Consider the following 18,901-nt stretch of genomic DNA (forward strand, 5'->3'; position numbering starts at 1 on the left):
GATTTTAGCCGGGCCTTTTTCATAGGGCCCGGGTCATGGTTTATCTTTGGACATTGGGGGTTTACCGAAAAAAAATTGCGCACTAACAGTTGTTGAAATGAAAAAAAATTACCCGAGCCTCTTTAACGGTTTAAAATCACTTTTCCTTCTTCCTGTCCTCTTCCTGGTTGCCCAGGAAGGATATTCTCAGATCAATTTTGCAGAGAGCCAACTCTCCTTTGGCAGTTTCGCAAATGTGTCTTCCGGGGTTACTGCTCTGGAATTTGGCCCGGACGGCCGCTTATATATCGCAGAATATCCAGGAACCATAAAGGTGGCTACTATTGAACGATCTGGACCTACGAGCTATTCGGTCATAGCGATGGAAACCCTGACAGGGGTGAAGGATATCGTAAACCATGACGATGATGGTACGCCCTGCAGCGGTGCCAGCGGGGATTGTAGTAGCCGGGAAACCACCGGCCTTACCGTGGGCGGTACGGTCCAGAACCCAGTGATCTACGTTAGTTCAAGTGATTTCCGGATCGGTGCAGGTGCCGGCGGGGGAAATGGGGATGTGGACCTGGATACGAATTCGGGCATCATTACCCGGTTCTCCTGGAACGGGAGTTCCTGGGATGTGGTGGATATGGTTCGGGGACTGCCCCGGTCCGAGGAGAACCACGCCACGAATGGCCTGGAACTGGTGAATATCAATGGGACAGACTTCCTGATTGTCGCTTCCGGAGGGATCACCAATGGGGGCGCCCCTTCGACAAATTTTGTTTATACGTGCGAATATGCGTTGTCAGGCGCCGTGCTTTCCATCAACCTGGACATGCTGGAATCCATGCCGATCAACACAGACGGCAATGGGCGTAATTATATCTATGACCTGCCTACCCTGGACGACCCGACCCGGGCCAATGCGAATGGTATCACGGATCCGGATTCGCCCGGATACAACGGGGTGGATGTAAACGATCCCTTCGGGGGCAATGACGGCCTTAACCAGGCCATCGTCGTTCCCGGCGGGCCGGTACAAATCTATTCCCCGGGTTACCGGAATGCTTATGACCTCGTAGTTACCGAAAGCGGTGCCCTGTACGTAACCGACAACGGCGCGAACCAAGGGTGGGGAGGATTCCCCGAAAATGAAGGAACCGCCAGCGTTACCAATAATTACGACCCGTTGGAACCCGGCAGCCAGTCTGCTTCCGGTGGCGAGCAGATTAATAACAAAGACCATCTGCAACTGGTGACGACGGACATTCAGAATTACAGCGCCGGGACGTATTACGGGGGGCACCCCAACCCGACCCGGGCCAACCCGAATGGTGCAGGTTTGTTTACGGCCCCTGCGGCAAGCGGCTTGTCCGGGGCTGTTTTCCGTACGCTGATCTACGATCCGGACGGTTCCCGCGGGGCTGGCTATACCACAGACCCCAGCATTGCCCTCCCAGCCAACTGGCCGCCTGTGCAAAACGCTAACGGCGTGGAAGGGGACTGGCGCGGTCCGGGGATTTTCAACCCGGATGGCCCGGATGACAACCCGGTAACCAACTGGGGTACAAATACCAATGCTATTGCTGAGTATACCGCTTCCAATTTTGGCGGCATAATGCAGGGGAATCTAATTGCCGGGGCAAGTGGAAATCCTCATGTTCTTCGAAGGGTAGAGCTTAATCCTAATGGTTCACTTCAGAATCTTACTTCCAGTTTCCTGCCAGGTTTGGCAGGGAACCCGCTGGGGCTCACCTGTAATTCGGACGCCCAGATTTTCCCGGGAACCATTTGGGTAGGTACGCTCAATGGCGTGATTCAGATATTTGAACCCCAGGACTTTGTCGAGTGTATTGGCCCCGGTGAACCCGGATATGACCCGAATGCGGACAACGATTCCGATGGTTATACCAACCAGGACGAAGAGGACAACGGGACCGACCCCTGTAACGGCGGTTCTCAGCCCGGTGACTGGGACAAGGTGGCCGGCGATCCATTGGTTTCCGATTTAAATGATGCAGACGATGACGCTGATGGGATTGCAGACGCTTTGGACCCCTTCCAGCTGGGTGACCCGGCCACGGGGGGAAGCGACGCCTTTGAACTCCCGGTTCAGAACGACCTGTTCAATGACCAACAGGGATTGGGCGGGATCTTTGGCCTGGGGATGACCGGCCTGATGAACAACGGGGATACGGGTGCCAACTGGCTCGACTGGCTGGACCGCAGGGACGACCCGAACGATCCGAATCCAAACGACGTATTGGGCGGGGCTCCCGGGCTGATGACTTCGCATATGACCTCAGGTACATGTTTCGGAGCCACCAATACCCAGGAGAAAGGGTACCAGTATGGCATACAGATCGATCAGAATACCGGGATTACCACCGTGATTGGGAACCTGGTGGGACTGACCGGCCCCTTGCGCCTTTATGGGAACTCGGCCGCCGTTGGCGGCGAGCTGGGACATTTCATCGGGGACGGTACCCAGAGCAATTACATCAAGGTAGTCCTGACAGTAGACGGTATTACCGCCTTGCAGGAAATTAACGATGTACCCCAAACTCCGATCAATATCCCGATTGCAGTGGGTGCAAGGCCTTCAAGTGATATCCAGTTTTATTTTGTGATCGATCCGGCCACAGGAGAAGTGGACCTTGAATACGCCATTGACGGCGGGGCGCGAACTTCTATAGGGACGATTACCGCCCAGGGTAGTATCCTAACGGCGATTCAGGATGCCAATACGGACCTGGCGGTTGGATTTACAGGTACTTCAGGGACGCCCGGCGTTGAACTGGAAGGCACCTGGGACTTTTTGAATGTCATCGGGGAGGTGCCGACCATCGAGCAGCAAATCCCGGATATAACGCGGGTGATCAGCACAGCGGACGAAGATAATGACCTTGATGCCTTTTTCGAAGACGATGGAGGCGATGCCAACCTGACATATACCGTGGAATCCAATAGCAACCCGGCAATTGGGGCGGTGATAAGCGGAAATATTTTAACCTTGAGTTACCCGGCTACTCCCGAAATAGCCGATATTACCGTCCGCGCTACGGACCTCGATGGCTTTTTTGTAGAGCAGACCTTTACGGTCACCATTACGGATGCTCCCATTGTCCTGTACCGCGTCAATACCGGGGGGCCGGCACTTACCGCCATTGACGGCGGCTTAGACTGGGAGGTGGACCTGAATTCCCAGAACTCCCAGTACCTTGTAGAGCCGGCAACCAACAGGGTTTTCAATTCCTCAACCATGCCGGTAGATGGCTCCGTCAACCAGACGACCACTCCTTTGGAGATTTATGCCACGGAACGCTACGACCTGAATCCAGGACCTCCGAATATGACCTATTCCTTCCCGGTAGCCCTGGAGGGCAATTACGAAGTACGCCTTTATATGGGCAATAGTTTTGCAGAGACCTCCCAGCCCGGGGAACGTATATTTGACGTTACCATTGAAGGCGCCACGCTCCCGTTGCTCAACGATATCGACCTTTCGGGCACGTATGGGCACCAGGTAGGCACAGTGATTACCCATATCCTGAATGTAACGGACGGGGCTATTGATATTTCCTTCATCCACGGCGCCATCGAGAACCCATTGATCAATGCAATCGAAATCCTGGATGCCCCGGATAACGAAACCCCGATCTATGTTAACCCGATAGCCGATCAGATCGGGAATACCGGGCAGCAACTGGGCGGTAGCCTCGGTGTAAACGCCATCGGTGGGGATGGGAACCTGAATTACACCGCCACGGGTCTGCCCACCGGCCTGACTATAGAACCGACCAACGGGCAGATTGGGGGAACCATCGACCCCTCTGCCACGGCCGGAAGCCCTTACAATGTCTCTATCACAGTGGACGACAACGACGGCCTGACCAGTGATGCGGTAACCATCAACTTTGAGTGGACCGTAATTGAAGCTGCAGGTTATAGGATCAATGCGGCGGGCACCTCTGTGGCAAGCACAGATATTTATCTGGATTGGGAAGACAACAGTTCCTCCGGATCCCAGAGCGGGGGCAATTATTCCGTAAATACCGGCCTCAGGTCATTAATTGGGGGACTATCCTATGATCAACGCGATGTTTCGGTTCCTGCCTATATCGACGCGGCTACTTTCAATGCCTTGTATGCGGAAGAACGCTATGATGGCCCGGTGGCCCCTGAAATGGAGTACACCCTACCGATAGGAAATGGGGACTATGTAGTAAACCTATATGTAGGCAACGACTTTGCCGAGGCAAGCCAACCCGGACAACGCCTGTTTGATATCTTCCTTGAAGATGTGTTGGTGGCGGACGACTTTGATATGATTACCACTTTCGGACACCTGGTCGGCGGGGTTCTGAGTTTCCCTGTAACCGTTTCGGACGATGTGCTGAATATCCGCTTTGGCCATGTGGTAGAAAACCCGGCTATACGCGCAATTGAGGTTTTTGTCAATGATTTCTCTGACCTGACCTTGAACCCAATCAGTGACCGGAACAATGGCGGGGGGGAAAGCGTCAGTTTCTCGGCAAACGCCAGCGGCGGAGATCCCGGTGCTTCGAGTACATTTTATATCTCCGGACAGCCTCAGGGTATTGGTATTGACCCCAACACCGGGCAGATTTCAGGTACAGTGGCTTTTGAAGCCGGTTTCGGCGGCCCCAATGCTGACGGGGTACATACTACCCGGGTTACGGTCATGCGCCCGGGATCAGCACCCGCAACCCAGGTATTTACGTGGACGGTATCCCAGACATTGCTTTGGACGGATAAAAATGAAGATGAGAACTATACCGCAAGGCATGAGTGTTCTTTTGTTCAGGCCGGCGATAAATTCTACCTGATGGGCGGCCGGGAGAATGCGCAGACCCTGGATGTATACGACTATGCAACCAATACCTGGTCTTCCCTGACGGATTCGGCACCGGTTGAATTCAACCACTACCAGGCAATCGAATATCAAGGTCTTATCTGGGTGATCGGCGCCTTCAAGGATAACTTGTTTCCCAACGAGTCCCCGGCCGACTTTATCTGGATGTTCGATCCGGCCAATGAGGAATGGATACAGGGTCCTGAAATCCCACAGGCCCGTAAGCGCGGGTCCGCAGGCCTGGTAGTTTACAATGATAAATTCTATGTGCTGGCCGGGAATACCGACGGGCACGATGGGGGCTACGTCGCCTGGTTTGACGAATACGACCCGGCCACAGGTACCTGGACACCACTTGCCGATGCGCCGAGGGCCCGGGACCACTTCCATGCGGCTGTAATTGGGGATAACCTCTACGCTGTCGGGGGCCGCCTGTCCGGGGGTACCCAGGGTGTCTACAAACCGGTAATCCCTGAGGTAGACGTGTACAACTTTACTTCCGGGACCTGGAGTTCCTTGCCGGCGGGCCAGAACCTGCCAACTCCCAGGGGCGCGCCTGCTGTTGCCAATTTCAATGGAAAGCTGATCGTGGCGGGTGGTGAAGTATCCAACGAATTGGTGTATGGCGTAAATACCTCAGGCGCCCTGCAGGTTACAGAGGAATATGACCCTGCATCCGGCACCTGGACGCGTTTGGACGACCTGAATTTCCAAAGGCACGGGACACAGGCCATTGTCTCCGGAAGCGGGCTCTATGTTACGGCCGGCTCCCCGAACCTGGGAGGCGGAAATCAGCTGAACATGGAAGTGCTCGGACAGGATGCCCCTCAGGGCACCCCGAGTGTCGCCAGTACGTTAGCAGCCCCTGCATCGGTGGTGATTGCCGATGGTACTTCCGAGGATATCCAATTGGATCTTACAGACGGGAATCAGGGCATCTTTATCCGTTCCATGACCCTGACCGGGCCGGACGCAGCAGACTTTAGCATCGACTCGGGCGAATTAGCCAATGCGTTGCTGGGAGCAGGGGAATCGCAGACCGTTTCGGTATCCCTATCGGGTACCGGTGCGGATCGTGTAGCCGCGCTCCTGATCGAATACGGTGCAGCGTCATCCGTCAGCATTGCGCTCACCAACAACGCAGCCCTGACCGTGGACGTGACCAACCCCGGAAACCAGTTTAACTATGAAGGGGATGTGATCAGCCTCCCGGTTATAGCCAGTGGCCCGAATAGTCTGACCTATGCGGCAACCGGTTTACCGCCCAACCTCTCCATCGATCCGGATACCGGCGTGATTTCCGGGACCATTTCCAACGGCAGCGGAGGCGGAAGTGGTTTCACCGAACAGAACGGGGTGGTCGCCATTGAGGCCGAATCCGGTACGCTAGTCCCCAACTGGTCCACGACCAATGCGGACGGAGAAACGGGGATCATTGCCGGCACCAATAGCTTCAACAACCAGAATGGCGGTACGATCCCGTATCAGATAAATATCACCACCCCGGGCGTTTATCGGGTGATCTGGAACAGCTTTTACAGTGGGGCTGACCCGACCGAAGAGAATGATGCCTGGCTGCGCTTTGCGAATGACAGTAATACCTGGTTCTTTGCGACAGACAATTCGGCCGGGGACCCGGGTACGGAAGCCCAGATGATTGCCAACCTGCAGGGCGCCCAGAATGAAGTGCTCTTTCCGGTTGGAAGCATCCGTGAAAGTGCTGCAACCACGCCCAATGGGAGCACCAGCAACGGGTTCTTCAAGATTTATAAATCGGGTGGTTCCCCGGAAGTTTACGAATGGGAAGCCTGGACCAGCGACAATGACAACCACAACATCTACGTGTGGTTCGTGAACCCTGGCACGTATACCATGGAGATTTCGGAGCGTTCCCTGGGACATGCTATAGATAAAATTGTGTTATACAAAAAAGATGACTACAATTTTAGCGGGGCCCAGTTGGATGCCCTTCCGGAATCCCCGACTGGAAGCGGCCCGGGTGCTTCGGCCAACAGTCCATACGACGTACAGGTAACGGTGACAGACGATGTAACCGCGGAGGAAACTACGGTGGATTTCCAGTGGATCATCGGCGCCAATGGCGACTTGATTGCAGTTCCGGAGGCGGATCCGGTAAGCGGTGAAGCTCCGTTGACCGTGCAGTTCACAGGCAGCAACTCCCTGGATGACGTGGGCGTGGTATCCTATGCCTGGGACTTCAAAGATGGGGGGACTTCCAATGAGGCAGACCCGCAATATACCTTCAATACCCCGGGCACCTATGTGGTGGATCTGACCGTCACGGACGGGGACAGCAATTCAGATACGAACAGTATTACCATAGAGGTTGTTGCAGGTCCGAGCCAACCCCCTGTTGCTGATGCCGGTGTTGACCAGGAGATCACCCTGCCCACCAATAGCGTGGTCCTTTCCGGATCCGCGACCGATCCGGACGGGGGAGTCATCACCGACTTTTTATGGACACAACAGAGTGGACCTTCAACCGCTACTCTCAGTGGTGCGGATTCGGCGGTGCTCACTGCCGGTGACCTGATAGAAGGAAATTATGTGTTCCGCCTGACGGTTACGGATGATGAAGCGGAGACCGGCTTTGATGAGGTCACGGTAACGGTCCTCTTTGACTCCCAGCCGCCCCTTGTGGATGCGGGACCTGACCAGGAAATCACCATCCCTGTCAATAATGTGGTGTTGCCAGGTTCGGCCACGGATCCCGACGGAGGCGCGATTGCCTCTTACCTGTGGACACAGGAAAGCGGTCCGGGCACTGCCACCCTCAGTGGGGCAAATACGCCGGAACTGACTGCCAGCGACTTGGTAGTAGGTACTTATGTATTCCGCCTGACGGCCACGGATGATGAAGCGGAGACCGGTTTTGATGAGGTCACCGTCACGGTATTGCCACAGCTGTTTCCTCCGGTTGTCGCTGCGGGAGCCGACCAGGATATTGTGCTGCCAGTCAATACGGCCGTGTTGCCAGGTTCGGCCACAGATCCGGATGGCGGGACTATTGTTACCTACCTCTGGACACAGGAGAGTGGCCCGGCAACTGCCCCCCTTAATGGGGTTGATACACCCGAACTGACAGCCAGCGCTTTGGTCGAAGGCACCTATGTATTTCGCCTGACCGCTACGGACGATGAAGGGGACACCGGCTTTGATGAGGTTACCGTCAACGTGTTGCCGGAGAACACCTTGCTTCCCCCGGTGGTTAATGCCGGTGCCGACCAGGAAATCACCCTCCCGACCAACAGCGTAATACTTCCAGGTTCGGCCTCCGACCCGGATGGGGGAGCCATAGTGACCTACCTCTGGACACAGGAGAGCGGGCCTTCAACAGCTACCCTGAGTGGGGCGGATACCCCGGAACTGACTGCCGGTGGACTTGTGGAAGGTTCCTATGTTTTCAGGCTGACAGCTACGGATGACGAAGATGCTACCGGCTTTGACGAAGTCACTGTGACCGTCCTGCCGCAGCTGCAGGCCCCGGTTGTGGACGCAGGACCGGACCAGAATATCGTGTTGCCGGTGAACTCCGTACTCCTTTCCAGTACGGCCACAGACCCCGATGGTGGAGCTATAGTGACCTACCTCTGGACGCAGGAAAGTGGGCCCGCAGCGGCTACCTTAAGCGGCAGCGGCAGTGCGGACCTGACTGCGGCGGACCTGGTTCTCGGGACCTATATATTCCGACTGACTGTCACAGACGATGACGGCCAAACCGGGTTTGACGAGGTTTCGGTTACCGTTCAGGAGGGAACACCCGGAAACGTGGCACCGAATGCTGTTGCCAGTGCCACCCCTGCAAGCGGGGATGCGCCACTGATAGTCCAATTCACCGGGCGCAACTCGACAGACGATTTCGGAATTACCAGTTTCCTGTGGAACTTTGACGACGGCAATACATCCACGGAGGTGGATCCGGAGCATATTTTTGAAGAACCGGGAGAATACACGGTGGTCCTCACGGTTACCGACGCGGATGGGCTCACCGATACCGCTACGCTGACCATTGTAGTCACAGAAGGCATCCCCGGAGGAGAAGACTCCATGAGCGCAATCGTCATAAACCCTTCCCGCAATGGTTTGGTTGAAATCGAGGTCAGGAATATGCCAGCCGATAAAAATATCACAGATATATTCCTGCACGATTACACGGGCAAACTGGTCCGGGAGTTCAATCCTGAAACAAATGGGTTAACTGACCAGGTTTATAACTTGGATGTGGCCGCGGTTGGTGTAGGCCTTTACTATGTAACCCTCGAATTTAATACCGGAGAGGTTATATTGTTAAAGGTTCTTATTACCAATTAAATAGCGATTGCCAATAACAAAAAGACCCGCTGAGGCGGGTCTTTTTTTTTTGTCGGTCACGTTTTTTGACAATCACAAAATATCTTGGCCCACGGCCTGAAGTACAATTGACGTTTAGTAAAAAGCTTCGATAGTATGTTGAATTACGATTTCAACCTGCTGCATCCGTTTTCGGGACAGCCGGATTTCCTTGAGTGCATGAAGGTGTTTGATGCCGTGGGCATCGGAGGCGACAAAGTCAACAAGTTCCTCGTCCAGTAGCTCAAACGCCATTTTCTGCACCTCACTCCCGTAGTAATCGCCCAGGCTGAGGAAGTTCAGTTGAAACAGGGTGCCCTTTTGGGCATACTTGCGATAATGGCCCTTCTGTTTGTGGAGGTACATATACCGCTCCGGGTGAGCGAGGATGGGCGTAAAGCCCTTGCGTGAAATTTCTACGATGCATTCATCGAAATTCAAGGAAGGCTGCAGGTACGACATCTCCACGAGCAGGTAGCGGTTGCGCAGGGGCATGACCCCATCTTCCTTCAGCAGGAGTTCAAATGTATCGTCAATCATGTGTTCCGCGGCGGGTTCAACAGCCACGTCGTTCATTTTATGGTCCATGAGCGCATCCATCAGTTGATCGTGGGCAGCCTCGATGGTTTCCCTGTTGTTGGGATGAAGTGGTTGCAGGATATGGGGGGTAGCTATAAAGCGGTGGATACCCAGTTCCCCGAACTCCCGGACGAGCCCAAGGGACGCTTCCAGATCGGCAGCACCGTCGTCGATGCCCGGAAGGATATGGTTGTGGATATCCACAAAATCTTCCAGGTGGTCTACCAGGTATCGCTTTTTTTCAAAAAAACTGAACATACTGCAAAGTTCCTACAAAAATAGCGTTTCTCAATTTGGAAAACTCCGTTGATCGGTCGAATCTGGTTTCCGTATGGGTTCACCCGACCATGGGGGTACACATGTCGGAGGCAGCAGACTTCTGACCGTTTTCACTTTGGGGGCCTTCCCTTTTTCTCAGACCCCCGAACTGTTAACAAACCCCTAAAGAAACCCCGATACCCAGCCCCAAATGTTATAAAATGTTATCAAAGGGCTATTTCTCCCACAGGATTTGTTTAAGACAGGCAGAATGTTATAATACAACATTGTAGTAAACATAAACCTGAAACTTAAAGTATGAAAATACTGGTTATTGGAGCCGGAAACATGGGACTGACGTACGCGCAGGCCATGTCCAAATCCAGAATTCTGAAAAAGCGCAACATCATGATCCTCGACAGCGCCGAGGAAAAAGTGGAACAGCTCAATAAAATGGCGCACTTCGACGCGTTTGACAAACTCGAGGATTGTGTGCCCCAGGCAGACATGATCTTTGTGGCGGTCAAACCCCATCACAGCAAGGGGTTGTTCGAGGATATGGCAGGCCTGACCAAAAAGGGCCAGATCATCATCTCCATCATGGCAGGGGTATCCATCGATTTTATCCGCAAGGCCACCGGGCTCACAAAAATCGTCCGGGCCATGCCCAACCTGCCCGCCCAGGTAGGGAAGGGCCTTACCTCCTATATCGCCTCGGAGGAGGTTTCCCGTATCGAGGGCCTGACCATCGAGGAACTGCTGAACACCACCGGGAAATCCATCCTGGTCAGCAAGGAAAAATACATCGATGCCTCCACCGGGATATCCGGAAGCGGCCCTGCCTACGTCTTCTATTTCATGCAGAGCATGATGGAGGCAGCCCTTCAAATGGGTTTCTCCGCCAATGACTCCAAGGTACTGGTCAGCCAGACCTTCGAAGGAGCCATCGAACTGTTCAACCAGTCCGACCTTTCGCCGGACGGCTGGATGAAAAAGGTGGCCTCCAAAGGGGGGACCACCCAGGCAGCCCTGGATTCCATGGAGGACAACAAGGTAAACGAACTAATCAAGGAGGCGGCCTTCTCGGCGTTTAACCGGGCCGTGGAACTGGGAGAAGCACACGTATGAAATACAAACAGCGAATAGTCGTTAAAGTCGGCACCAATGTGATGACCAACCGGGACAACCGGATCGTCCGCCCCGTCCTGAGGAACCTGGTTTCCCAGGTAGCGGAATTGTACGAACGGGATATCATTACCACCCTGGTTTCCTCCGGGTCGGTAATTGCCGGCCGGGAAGTGCTGGGCAAGTCCCAGATCAAGGATAAAACCCAGAGGCGGCAGGTATATTCGGCCATTGGCCAGCCCCGGATGATGCGGTTGTATTACAACATCTTCCACGACTTCGGGATGAAATGCGCACAGGTACTGCCTACCAAACGCGATTTCAACCCGGGTATCCACCGGGAGAACATGATCAATTGCTATGAGGGGCTGCTTTCCGAGGGGGTGATCCCGATCGCCAACGAGGACGATGCCGTCTCCGTCACCATGTCGATGTTCTCGGACAACGACGAGCTCGCCGGGCTCGTGGCCGAGCTGCTCAACGTGGACAAGCTCATCCTGCTCACCGATACGGATGGGCTGTATACCGGACACCCGGACGATGCGGGCACCGAACTTATCAAGCATGTTACGTCCAATGACGACGTGGATAAGTTTATCAAGGAAAACGGCAAGGGAGAGGCTGAAGGCCGCGGGGGAATGGGCTCCAAGCTGGACTTTGCCCAGAAGACGGCGGCCAAGAACATCCCGACATTCATCGCCAACGGCAAGAAGCCGAATGTCATACTCGACATTATCGAAGGAAAGAACGTAGGAACCAAAATCACACTCAACTAAAAAATGCAATTACTAGATACCAAGCTTAAAAACAATGTATTAAAATCCATGATGCGCATCCTGGAAGAAGACCGGGAGGCATTGCTGGAGGCCAATAAAAAGGACCTGGAGGCCTTTGATAAGGACGACCAGGCGCTGTATGACCGGCTGGTCATGGATTCCGCCAAAATAGACGGGATGATCCGGTCGGTGGGGGAGGTGCTGGAGCAGCAGGACCCGGTCAACCGGGAAATCAGCCGGCGGACCGTTTCCGAAGGCCTTGAAGTGATCAACCGGACGGCGCCTTTCGGCACCATCCTGATCATTTACGAATCCCGGCCCGACGTAACCGTGGAGGCGGCCGTGCTGGCCTTCAAATCCAACAACAAAATCCTGCTCAAGGGCGGGAAGGAAGCCTACCACAGCAATGTGGCCCTGGTAGCCTGCTGGCACAAGGCGCTTAAGGAAAACGATCTTTCCCCGGACTGGATCCGCTTGCTGAAGCTCGACCGCATGGCCACCCGGGAGTTCCTCATGAACCCGCCGGAGCCCATTGACCTGATCGTCCCGCGCGGGGGCGAACGTTTGATTGCCTTTGTCAAGGAGCACGCAACCTGTGCCGTACTTGTCAGCGGACGGGGGAACAATTTCCTGTATGTAGCGGATGACGCCGACTGGGACCAGAGCCTGAAAGTGATCCTCAATGCCAAAACGGATAAAATTTCGGCATGCAATGCATTGGATAAGATCTTGATCAGCTCCGGGATCCCCGATTATGAGGACAAACTCAAGCAGTTGCAGAAGGTGCTCAAATCCCATGAGGTCAGCATCCTGGTTTCTGAACGGGTGGGGACCATCCTGCCGGAAGAAGAAGTCATTGAAGATGATTCGGTCTGGTACCAGGAGTTCCTGGCCATGAAATGTTGCATCGGTTTGGTAGACTCCATGGATGATGCCATCGGTGCCATCAACACCTATTCCGGCGGGCATTCGGCGACCATTATGACCCGGGACGACGGGCGAGCCGAACAGTTCATGCAGCAGGTCGACAGTGCGGCCGTGTACCGCAACGCCTCCACCCGTTTTACGGATGGCGGGCAGATGGGGGTTGGGGCCGAACTGGCCATCAGCACGGACAAACTGCACCACCGCGGGCCCCTGGGCCTCAATGAACTGGTGACCAACAAATACTTTGTTTACGGGGACGGACACGTCCGCGTATAAAACGGCTGATTAAGTGCTACGGGAGGTTGCGGAAGATACCGCGTTACCTTCCCGTAAAAATGAAAACCCCGGCCATTTCTGGCCGGGGTTTGTCTGTTTGAAACGGGGTCCAAAAGCCCCGGACGATCCGCCCTAACCCCGGATAACCGCCTGGGCGGCAGCGACCCGCGCAATCGGTACCCGGTAGGGCGAACAACTTACATAATCCAGCCCGATACGGTGGCAGAATTCCACAGAAGATGGTTCTCCCCCGTGTTCCCCGCAGATACCCACCTTGAGGTGGGACCGGGTTTGGCGTCCGCGCTCCGTGCCCATTTTAACGAGCTGGCCGACGCCCTCCTGGTCGAGGACCTCGAAGGGATCTTCCTTAAGGATGCCTTTGGCCAGGTAGACAGGCAGGAATTTACCGGAATCATCCCGGGAATACCCGAATGTCATCTGGGTCAGGTCGTTGGTGCCAAAGGAAAAGAATTCGGCGTGTTCGGCAATACGGTCTGCCAGGAGCGCTGCCCTGGGCACTTCCACCATGGTACCCACCAGGTATTCCACCGTGTCTTTCCGACGCTTGAACACATCGCTGGCCGTCTGGTCGATAATCGCTTTCTGCTGGGTGAATTCTTCCACCGTGCCCACCAGGGGGATCATGATCTCAGGCCGTGTGGTAATCCCTTCTTTTTTCAGGTTGAGCGCAGCTTCCAGGATCGCCCGTGTCTGCATTTCCGTAATTTCCGGGTACGTGTTCCCGAGCCGGCAACCCCGGTGCCCGAGCATGGGATTGAATTCCTCGAGTTCGGCCACCTTGCTTTTCACCGAGGCGAGGGATATGTGCAAATCCTCGGCAAGCTCCTTCTGCGTGGCCAGCTGGTGGGGTACGAATTCATGGAGGGGTGGGTCCAGCAAACGGATGGTGACCGGGAGGCCTTCCATGGCGCGGAAGATGCCCTCGAAATCGGACCGCTGCATGGGAAGCAGTTCCCTGAGCGCTTGTTTGCGTCCCTTGACGGTATCCGCCAGGATCATTTCCCGCATGGCCTTGATCCGGTCCACCTCAAAGAACATGTGTTCGGTCCGGGTAAGGCCGATACCCCGGGCGCCAAAACTCCTTGCCACGGCCGCATCCCTGGGGTTGTCCGCATTGGTTCGTACCTCCATCCGGGCAAAGGAATCTGCCAGCTCCATGACTTCAGCGAACTCACCACTCAGCTCCGGTTCCCGGGTAGCCACTTTGCCGTCGAGGATATTCCCGGTGGATCCGTTGATGGAAATCCAGTCTCCTTCGTGGTACTCATGGCCTCCGGCGTAGAGGGTCCGGTTCTTGTAATCGATTTTCAGCGCGCCGGCCCCGGACACGCAGCATTTCCCCATGCCACGTGCCACTACCGCGGCATGTGAGGTCATCCCGCCCCGTGCCGTGACGATGCCCTTTGCGAGGTGCATCCCCTCCACATCTTCCGGGGAGGTTTCTACCCGGACCAGGATGCTGTATTTGTACTTTGCGGCCTCGTCCGCGAAAAAGACGATCTGCCCGGTAGCCGCTCCCGGGGAGGCCGGCAGCCCCTGGGCTACCACCTCGGCTTCCTTCAGGGCTTCGGGGTCAAATACCGGGTGCAGGAGTTCGTCGAGCTTCGGGGGGTCGATGCGCAACAGGGCTGTTTCCTTGTCGATAAGGCCTTCCTTGAGCAGGTCCATGGCGATTTTTACCATGGCGAAACCCGTGCGTTTCCCATTGCGGGTCTGCAGGATCCAGAGCTTACCCTTTTGGATGGTAAATTCCATATCCTGCATATCCTGGTAATGGTTTTCCAGGATGCGCTGGTATTCGAAGAGTTCCCTGTAGCTCACCGGCATAAGCTCTTCGAGGGACGGGTACTTTTCCTTCCGCTCCTCTTCGGTCACCTGGGCAAGCTGCGCCCAGCGCTTGGAACCCAGCAGTGTAATTTGCTGGGGGGTCCGGACCCCGGCCACCACGTCTTCTCCCTGGGCATTGATCAGGTATTCGCCGTTGAATTTGTTTTCACCGCTTCCGGCATCCCGGGTAAAGCAAACCCCGGTACCGGAGTCTTCCCCCATATTCCCGAAAACCATGGCCTGTACGTTGACGGCAGTCCCCCAGTCCTCCGGGTATCCGTTCATTTTGCGGTAGTACACCGCCCGTTCCCCGTTCCAGCTGTCAAAAACCGCCAGGATGGCCCGCCATAGTTGATCCCATGGATCGGTCGGGAACTCCTGACCCGACCGTTTTCGCACGATATCCTTAAAGTCGTACACCAGGTCCTTCAGGTCCTGTACGCTGAACTGCGTATCATGGAGGATGCCGCGCTTGTCTTTGAGGTGGTCGATGATTTCCTCAAAGGGGTCCAAATCCTGTTTGGTCTCGGGCTTCAAACCGAGGACTACCCCGCTGTACATCTGAATGAAGCGACGGTATGAATCCCAGGCAAAGCGCTCATTGCCGGTCATCTGGATAATGCCCTGAAGGGAATCGTCGTTCAGCCCCAGGTTGAGCACCGTGTCCATCATCCCGGGCATGGAAACCCGGGCCCCGGACCGCACCGATAACAGCAGGGGGTTCTGGTTATCCCCGAAGGTGGTACCCATTGTGGCCTCAATCCCGGCAATGGCCGCACGCACTTCCTCCTCAATCCGTGCGATAGTTGCTTTTTTCCCCTCCTGGTTGTACTGTGTGCAGACTTCCGTGGTAATCGTGAAACCCGGGGGTACCGGGATACCGATCCGGCTCATTTCGGCAAGGTTGGCACCTTTGCCCCCCAGCAGGTTTTTCATGTTTCGGTTACCGTCGGCCGTTTTGGCACCAAAGGTGTAAACGCCTTGTTTTTTTTCTGTGATTGTTTTCATAATGGAATCATTTACCCTGACCTATATACAACAGGGGCTATTCGGTCAGTTTACAGCGCTAAGTTACCGGCTTCCCATTGCAGGGAATATGATATTAGTCATGCTTTGCAAACGGGGTGGCCTCGAACCCGGGTCCTGACATGGCCCCGAGTTTTATTTTTGTATTTTTTTATATTTAAATAACAGGTAATCAAATAGTTATAAAATAATCTGATATTTATCATCTTTTTTGTTTGTCTGTTCGATGGAACTTTGCTGTACAAAATCAAGAAGCCATGAAATCAAAACCATTTCCATTTCGACGCTGGATTCGGATACTCGTTTTTCTGTTGATCTTGCCCGGTTGTACCTGGGAAGCAATTGCACAGGAGTACCGCCTGACCAAGGAAGGCAGTGAATTGCTGATCACCGGCACATCCACGCTGCACGACTGGGAAATCGTAGCTGAAGATCCGGCAGGAAGCCTGCAGGTCGATGCCACCGGGGAACTCCCAAACTTGAAGAACCTCCATTTCAGCGTGGTGTCGGAAAGTCTGAAAAGCGGCAAGGAAAGCATGGATAAAAACACCTATAAAGCCCTGGAAACCGATAAATACGAACAAATTGTTTTCAGGATGGTAAAGGTGAAGGAAATCAAACCCGTGGTTTCCTCTGAGAAACGCTACAAGGCGCTGCTGGAAGGTGACCTGACCATAGCAGGGAAGACCAAACGGATCGACCTGGAGTGCGTACTCACGCTGGGGGAGGGAAGGGCAAGCCTGAAAGGAAAAGAACCCCTTAAAATGACCGAATATGGCATTGACCCGCCAAAAGCCCTTCTGGGGACCATTAAAACCGGTGACGACGTGGAGATCCATTTCAACACCCACTGGAAACGCTAATACTTAATAATTAATCTAAATTTTATACTGATGAGAACGATTGCAAACATCCTGGTATTCGCAATGATAGCCCTGACGAGCCTGTCAGCATACGCACAGAACAGGAACCTTGATAATTTCAGGCCTCCTGACAAGAATGGGATCAACCAATTTGAAAGCCCAAAGGATACTATCTATACCTTTGACGGTATCAAGGTACGGGTGGGGGGAGCATCCACACTACAGTTCCAAGCTGTAAATCACGAGAATTCCGGTGCTGTGGAGCTGATCGAGATTGGCGATAATTTCAACCTGGCAACGGCCAACCTCGACCTGGACGTGGCCCTGGCCAAGGGAGTTCGGATGCACCTCAGGACCTACCTCTCCTCCAGGCACCACCCGGAACCCTATGTAAAAGGGGGTTACCTGCAAATCGACAACCTGGACTTCATCAGTCCCGGCTTACTCGAAGAGGCCATGAAACACCTTACCGTGAAGCTCGGCCACATGGAGAACAATTACGGGGACGCGCACTTCCGACGCAGCGATAATGCCCAGACCATCTACAACCCGTTTGTCGGCAACCTGATCATGGATGCCTTTACCACGGAAGTGGGGGGTGAGGTATATTATCGGAGCAACGGGTTCATGGGGATGTTCGGGCTTTCCAATGGCAAGCTCAACCAGGCGGTGACCAACCCCGGCACAACAGGCGCTTCCGTACTGGCCAAAGTCGGGTATGACAAGCAACTCAACGAGGACTTTCGCCTGCGCCTGACAGGATCCCTGTATACCACGGGAAAATCCGGAAGGGTCTACCTCTACAGCGCAGACCGTACCGGGTCCAGGTATTATCTGGTCATGGAAGATACCGAGGCTACAACCTCAGGCAATTTCCGGTCCGGCCGATACGACCCCGGCATGCGGAATGAAATCACGGCCTTCATGTTCAACCCTTTCCTGAAATATAAGGGGCTGGAATTCTTCGGCACCATTGAAAGTGCCAGGGGCAAGGCAGATACAGAGGCGGACAGCCGGGTAGCTACCCAGTTGGCCGGGGAAATCATCTACCGGTTTGGTTCTAACGAGAATTTCTATGTCGGAACCCGCTACAATACAGTGGATAGCGAAGATCCCTCCGGATCGGATATCACCATCGACCGGTTCCAGTTGGGTGCAGGTGCCTTCATGACCAAAAACATCCTGCTTAAATTGGAGTATGTGAACCAGCAGTACGACGGATATGACACGACGAGTATCTTCAACGAAGGTGCTTTCAAAGGAGTCATGATGGAAGCTGTGATCAGCTTCTAAAAGGAAAAGTAACCTGAAACCCCGGGGCCTGCTTAAAATTTGGAGCTTGCCCCGGGGTTTATTAAATTAAAATCATGTTTCTATCAATCACCAATCTCACGAAAGCCTTTTCCTTTGTCGCCCTGTTCGGGATGACCTGGAAGGGGGATGTGCCGGTGCGGGAAACCTTGGTGCGCATCCACCCGGACAGTGAGGTAATTATTTCGGGAACGACCAACCTGAATTCCTTCAACTGCCGATACAACCTCGAGGAAAAAACATCCCCGGTACATGTGGTCTATGAAAAAACGGGGGCTAAATACATCTTCAGCAGGGCGCAGCTCCTGCTGCAAAATTCCTGTTTTGACTGCGGGGGCAGGGGGATCAACCGGGATTTCAGGGAGCTCCTCCGATCTGAGGCTTATCCACAGGTGCATCTTGAATTGCTATATGCTCAGGTGCCGGAAGACCTTTCAGAAGCCGTTCGGGCAGGCATTCGGATAACGCTCGCCGGCGTGACGCGCGACTTTGAAACCGATGTGATCTGCAATTTCGACCCGGACCTGTGCATCTATGGAAACTTTCCCATGCAGCTCAGTGATTTTGACCTGGAGCCCCCAAGCAAGGTGTTGGGGATGATTAAGGTAGATGATCAGATCGAAGTACAACTCAACCTGAGGCTGAGGCAGCAATAAGCTTTATTTAATATGCGGCCGCCAAAGGTCGGTCCGAAGTCCCCCGGG

General features: G+C 54.3%; 9 protein-coding genes. 7 read left to right on the forward strand and 2 right to left on the reverse strand.

What is annotated here, in order from left to right; all coding sequences use genetic code 11:
• Window positions 1-97 precede the first annotated feature (97 nt).
• The gene (locus H7F20_RS13450; RefSeq protein ID WP_185786685.1) at window positions 98-9,190 is read left to right on the forward strand and encodes a PKD domain-containing protein; all 9,093 of its coding nucleotides are present in this window, start codon (window positions 98-100) and stop codon (window positions 9,188-9,190) included.
• Between the two features lie 114 nt (window positions 9,191-9,304).
• Here H7F20_RS13450 and H7F20_RS13455 read toward each other — a convergent pair whose 3' ends face one another.
• Entirely contained in the window at window positions 9,305-10,045 is a 741-nt protein-coding gene (locus H7F20_RS13455) for a tyrosine-protein phosphatase (RefSeq protein WP_185786686.1), read from the reverse strand.
• A 318-nt stretch (window positions 10,046-10,363) separates the two neighbouring features.
• Between H7F20_RS13455 and proC the strand changes: the two genes are divergently transcribed.
• From proC to H7F20_RS13470, 3 genes are read left to right on the forward strand one after another with little or no spacing between them, the layout of a single operon-like run.
• A complete protein-coding gene (proC, locus tag H7F20_RS13460; RefSeq protein ID WP_185786687.1) occupies window positions 10,364-11,173 on the forward strand; it encodes a pyrroline-5-carboxylate reductase in 810 nt (269 codons plus the stop codon).
• Entirely contained in the window at window positions 11,170-11,946 is a 777-nt protein-coding gene (proB, locus tag H7F20_RS13465) for a glutamate 5-kinase (RefSeq protein ID WP_185786688.1), read from the forward strand. The genes proC and proB overlap by 4 nt, the downstream gene beginning before the upstream one ends.
• Window positions 11,947-11,949: 3 nt before the next feature.
• On the forward strand, window positions 11,950-13,149 hold the full coding sequence (locus H7F20_RS13470) for a glutamate-5-semialdehyde dehydrogenase (RefSeq protein WP_185786689.1): 1,200 nt from the start codon (window positions 11,950-11,952) through the stop codon (window positions 13,147-13,149).
• Window positions 13,150-13,281: 132 nt separating this feature from the next.
• On the opposite strand, the gene ppdK is transcribed toward H7F20_RS13470, so the two are convergent.
• Complete coding sequence (gene ppdK, locus H7F20_RS13475) at window positions 13,282-16,005, reverse strand: pyruvate, phosphate dikinase (protein WP_185786690.1); 2,724 nt, start codon at window positions 16,003-16,005, stop codon at window positions 13,282-13,284.
• A 275-nt stretch (window positions 16,006-16,280) separates the two neighbouring features.
• Between ppdK and H7F20_RS13480 the strand changes: the two genes are divergently transcribed.
• The 3 genes from H7F20_RS13480 to H7F20_RS13490 all read left to right on the forward strand — a co-directional run bounded on the left by H7F20_RS13480 (window position 16,281) and on the right by H7F20_RS13490 (window position 18,853).
• The gene (locus H7F20_RS13480; RefSeq protein ID WP_185786691.1) at window positions 16,281-16,886 is read left to right on the forward strand and encodes a YceI family protein; all 606 of its coding nucleotides are present in this window, start codon (window positions 16,281-16,283) and stop codon (window positions 16,884-16,886) included.
• A 30-nt stretch (window positions 16,887-16,916) separates the two neighbouring features.
• Entirely contained in the window at window positions 16,917-18,179 is a 1,263-nt protein-coding gene (locus H7F20_RS13485; RefSeq protein WP_185786692.1) for a hypothetical protein, read from the forward strand.
• Window positions 18,180-18,253: 74 nt separating this feature from the next.
• Entirely contained in the window at window positions 18,254-18,853 is a 600-nt protein-coding gene (locus tag H7F20_RS13490; RefSeq protein WP_185786693.1) for a YceI family protein, read from the forward strand.
• Window positions 18,854-18,901: the final 48 nt, after the last annotated feature.

It is taken from the genome of Robiginitalea sp. SC105, assembly GCF_014243345.1.
GTDB lineage: Bacteria > Bacteroidota > Bacteroidia > Flavobacteriales > Flavobacteriaceae > Robiginitalea.

What these genes read in the sequence shown, in the direction of transcription:
- H7F20_RS13450 (WP_185786685.1), top strand. Translation starts at nt 98, where the DNA reads ATGAAAAAAAATTACCCGAGCCTCTTTAACGGTTTAAAATCACTTTTC.
- H7F20_RS13455 (WP_185786686.1), bottom strand. Translation starts at nt 10,045, where the DNA reads ATGTTCAGTTTTTTTGAAAAAAAGCGATACCTGGTAGACCACCTGGAA.
- proC (WP_185786687.1), top strand. Translation starts at nt 10,364, where the DNA reads ATGAAAATACTGGTTATTGGAGCCGGAAACATGGGACTGACGTACGCG.
- proB (WP_185786688.1), top strand. Translation starts at nt 11,170, where the DNA reads ATGAAATACAAACAGCGAATAGTCGTTAAAGTCGGCACCAATGTGATG.
- H7F20_RS13470 (WP_185786689.1), top strand. Translation starts at nt 11,950, where the DNA reads ATGCAATTACTAGATACCAAGCTTAAAAACAATGTATTAAAATCCATG.
- ppdK (WP_185786690.1), bottom strand. Translation starts at nt 16,005, where the DNA reads ATGAAAACAATCACAGAAAAAAAACAAGGCGTTTACACCTTTGGTGCC.
- H7F20_RS13480 (WP_185786691.1), top strand. Translation starts at nt 16,281, where the DNA reads ATGAAATCAAAACCATTTCCATTTCGACGCTGGATTCGGATACTCGTT.
- H7F20_RS13485 (WP_185786692.1), top strand. Translation starts at nt 16,917, where the DNA reads ATGAGAACGATTGCAAACATCCTGGTATTCGCAATGATAGCCCTGACG.
- H7F20_RS13490 (WP_185786693.1), top strand. Translation starts at nt 18,254, where the DNA reads ATGTTTCTATCAATCACCAATCTCACGAAAGCCTTTTCCTTTGTCGCC.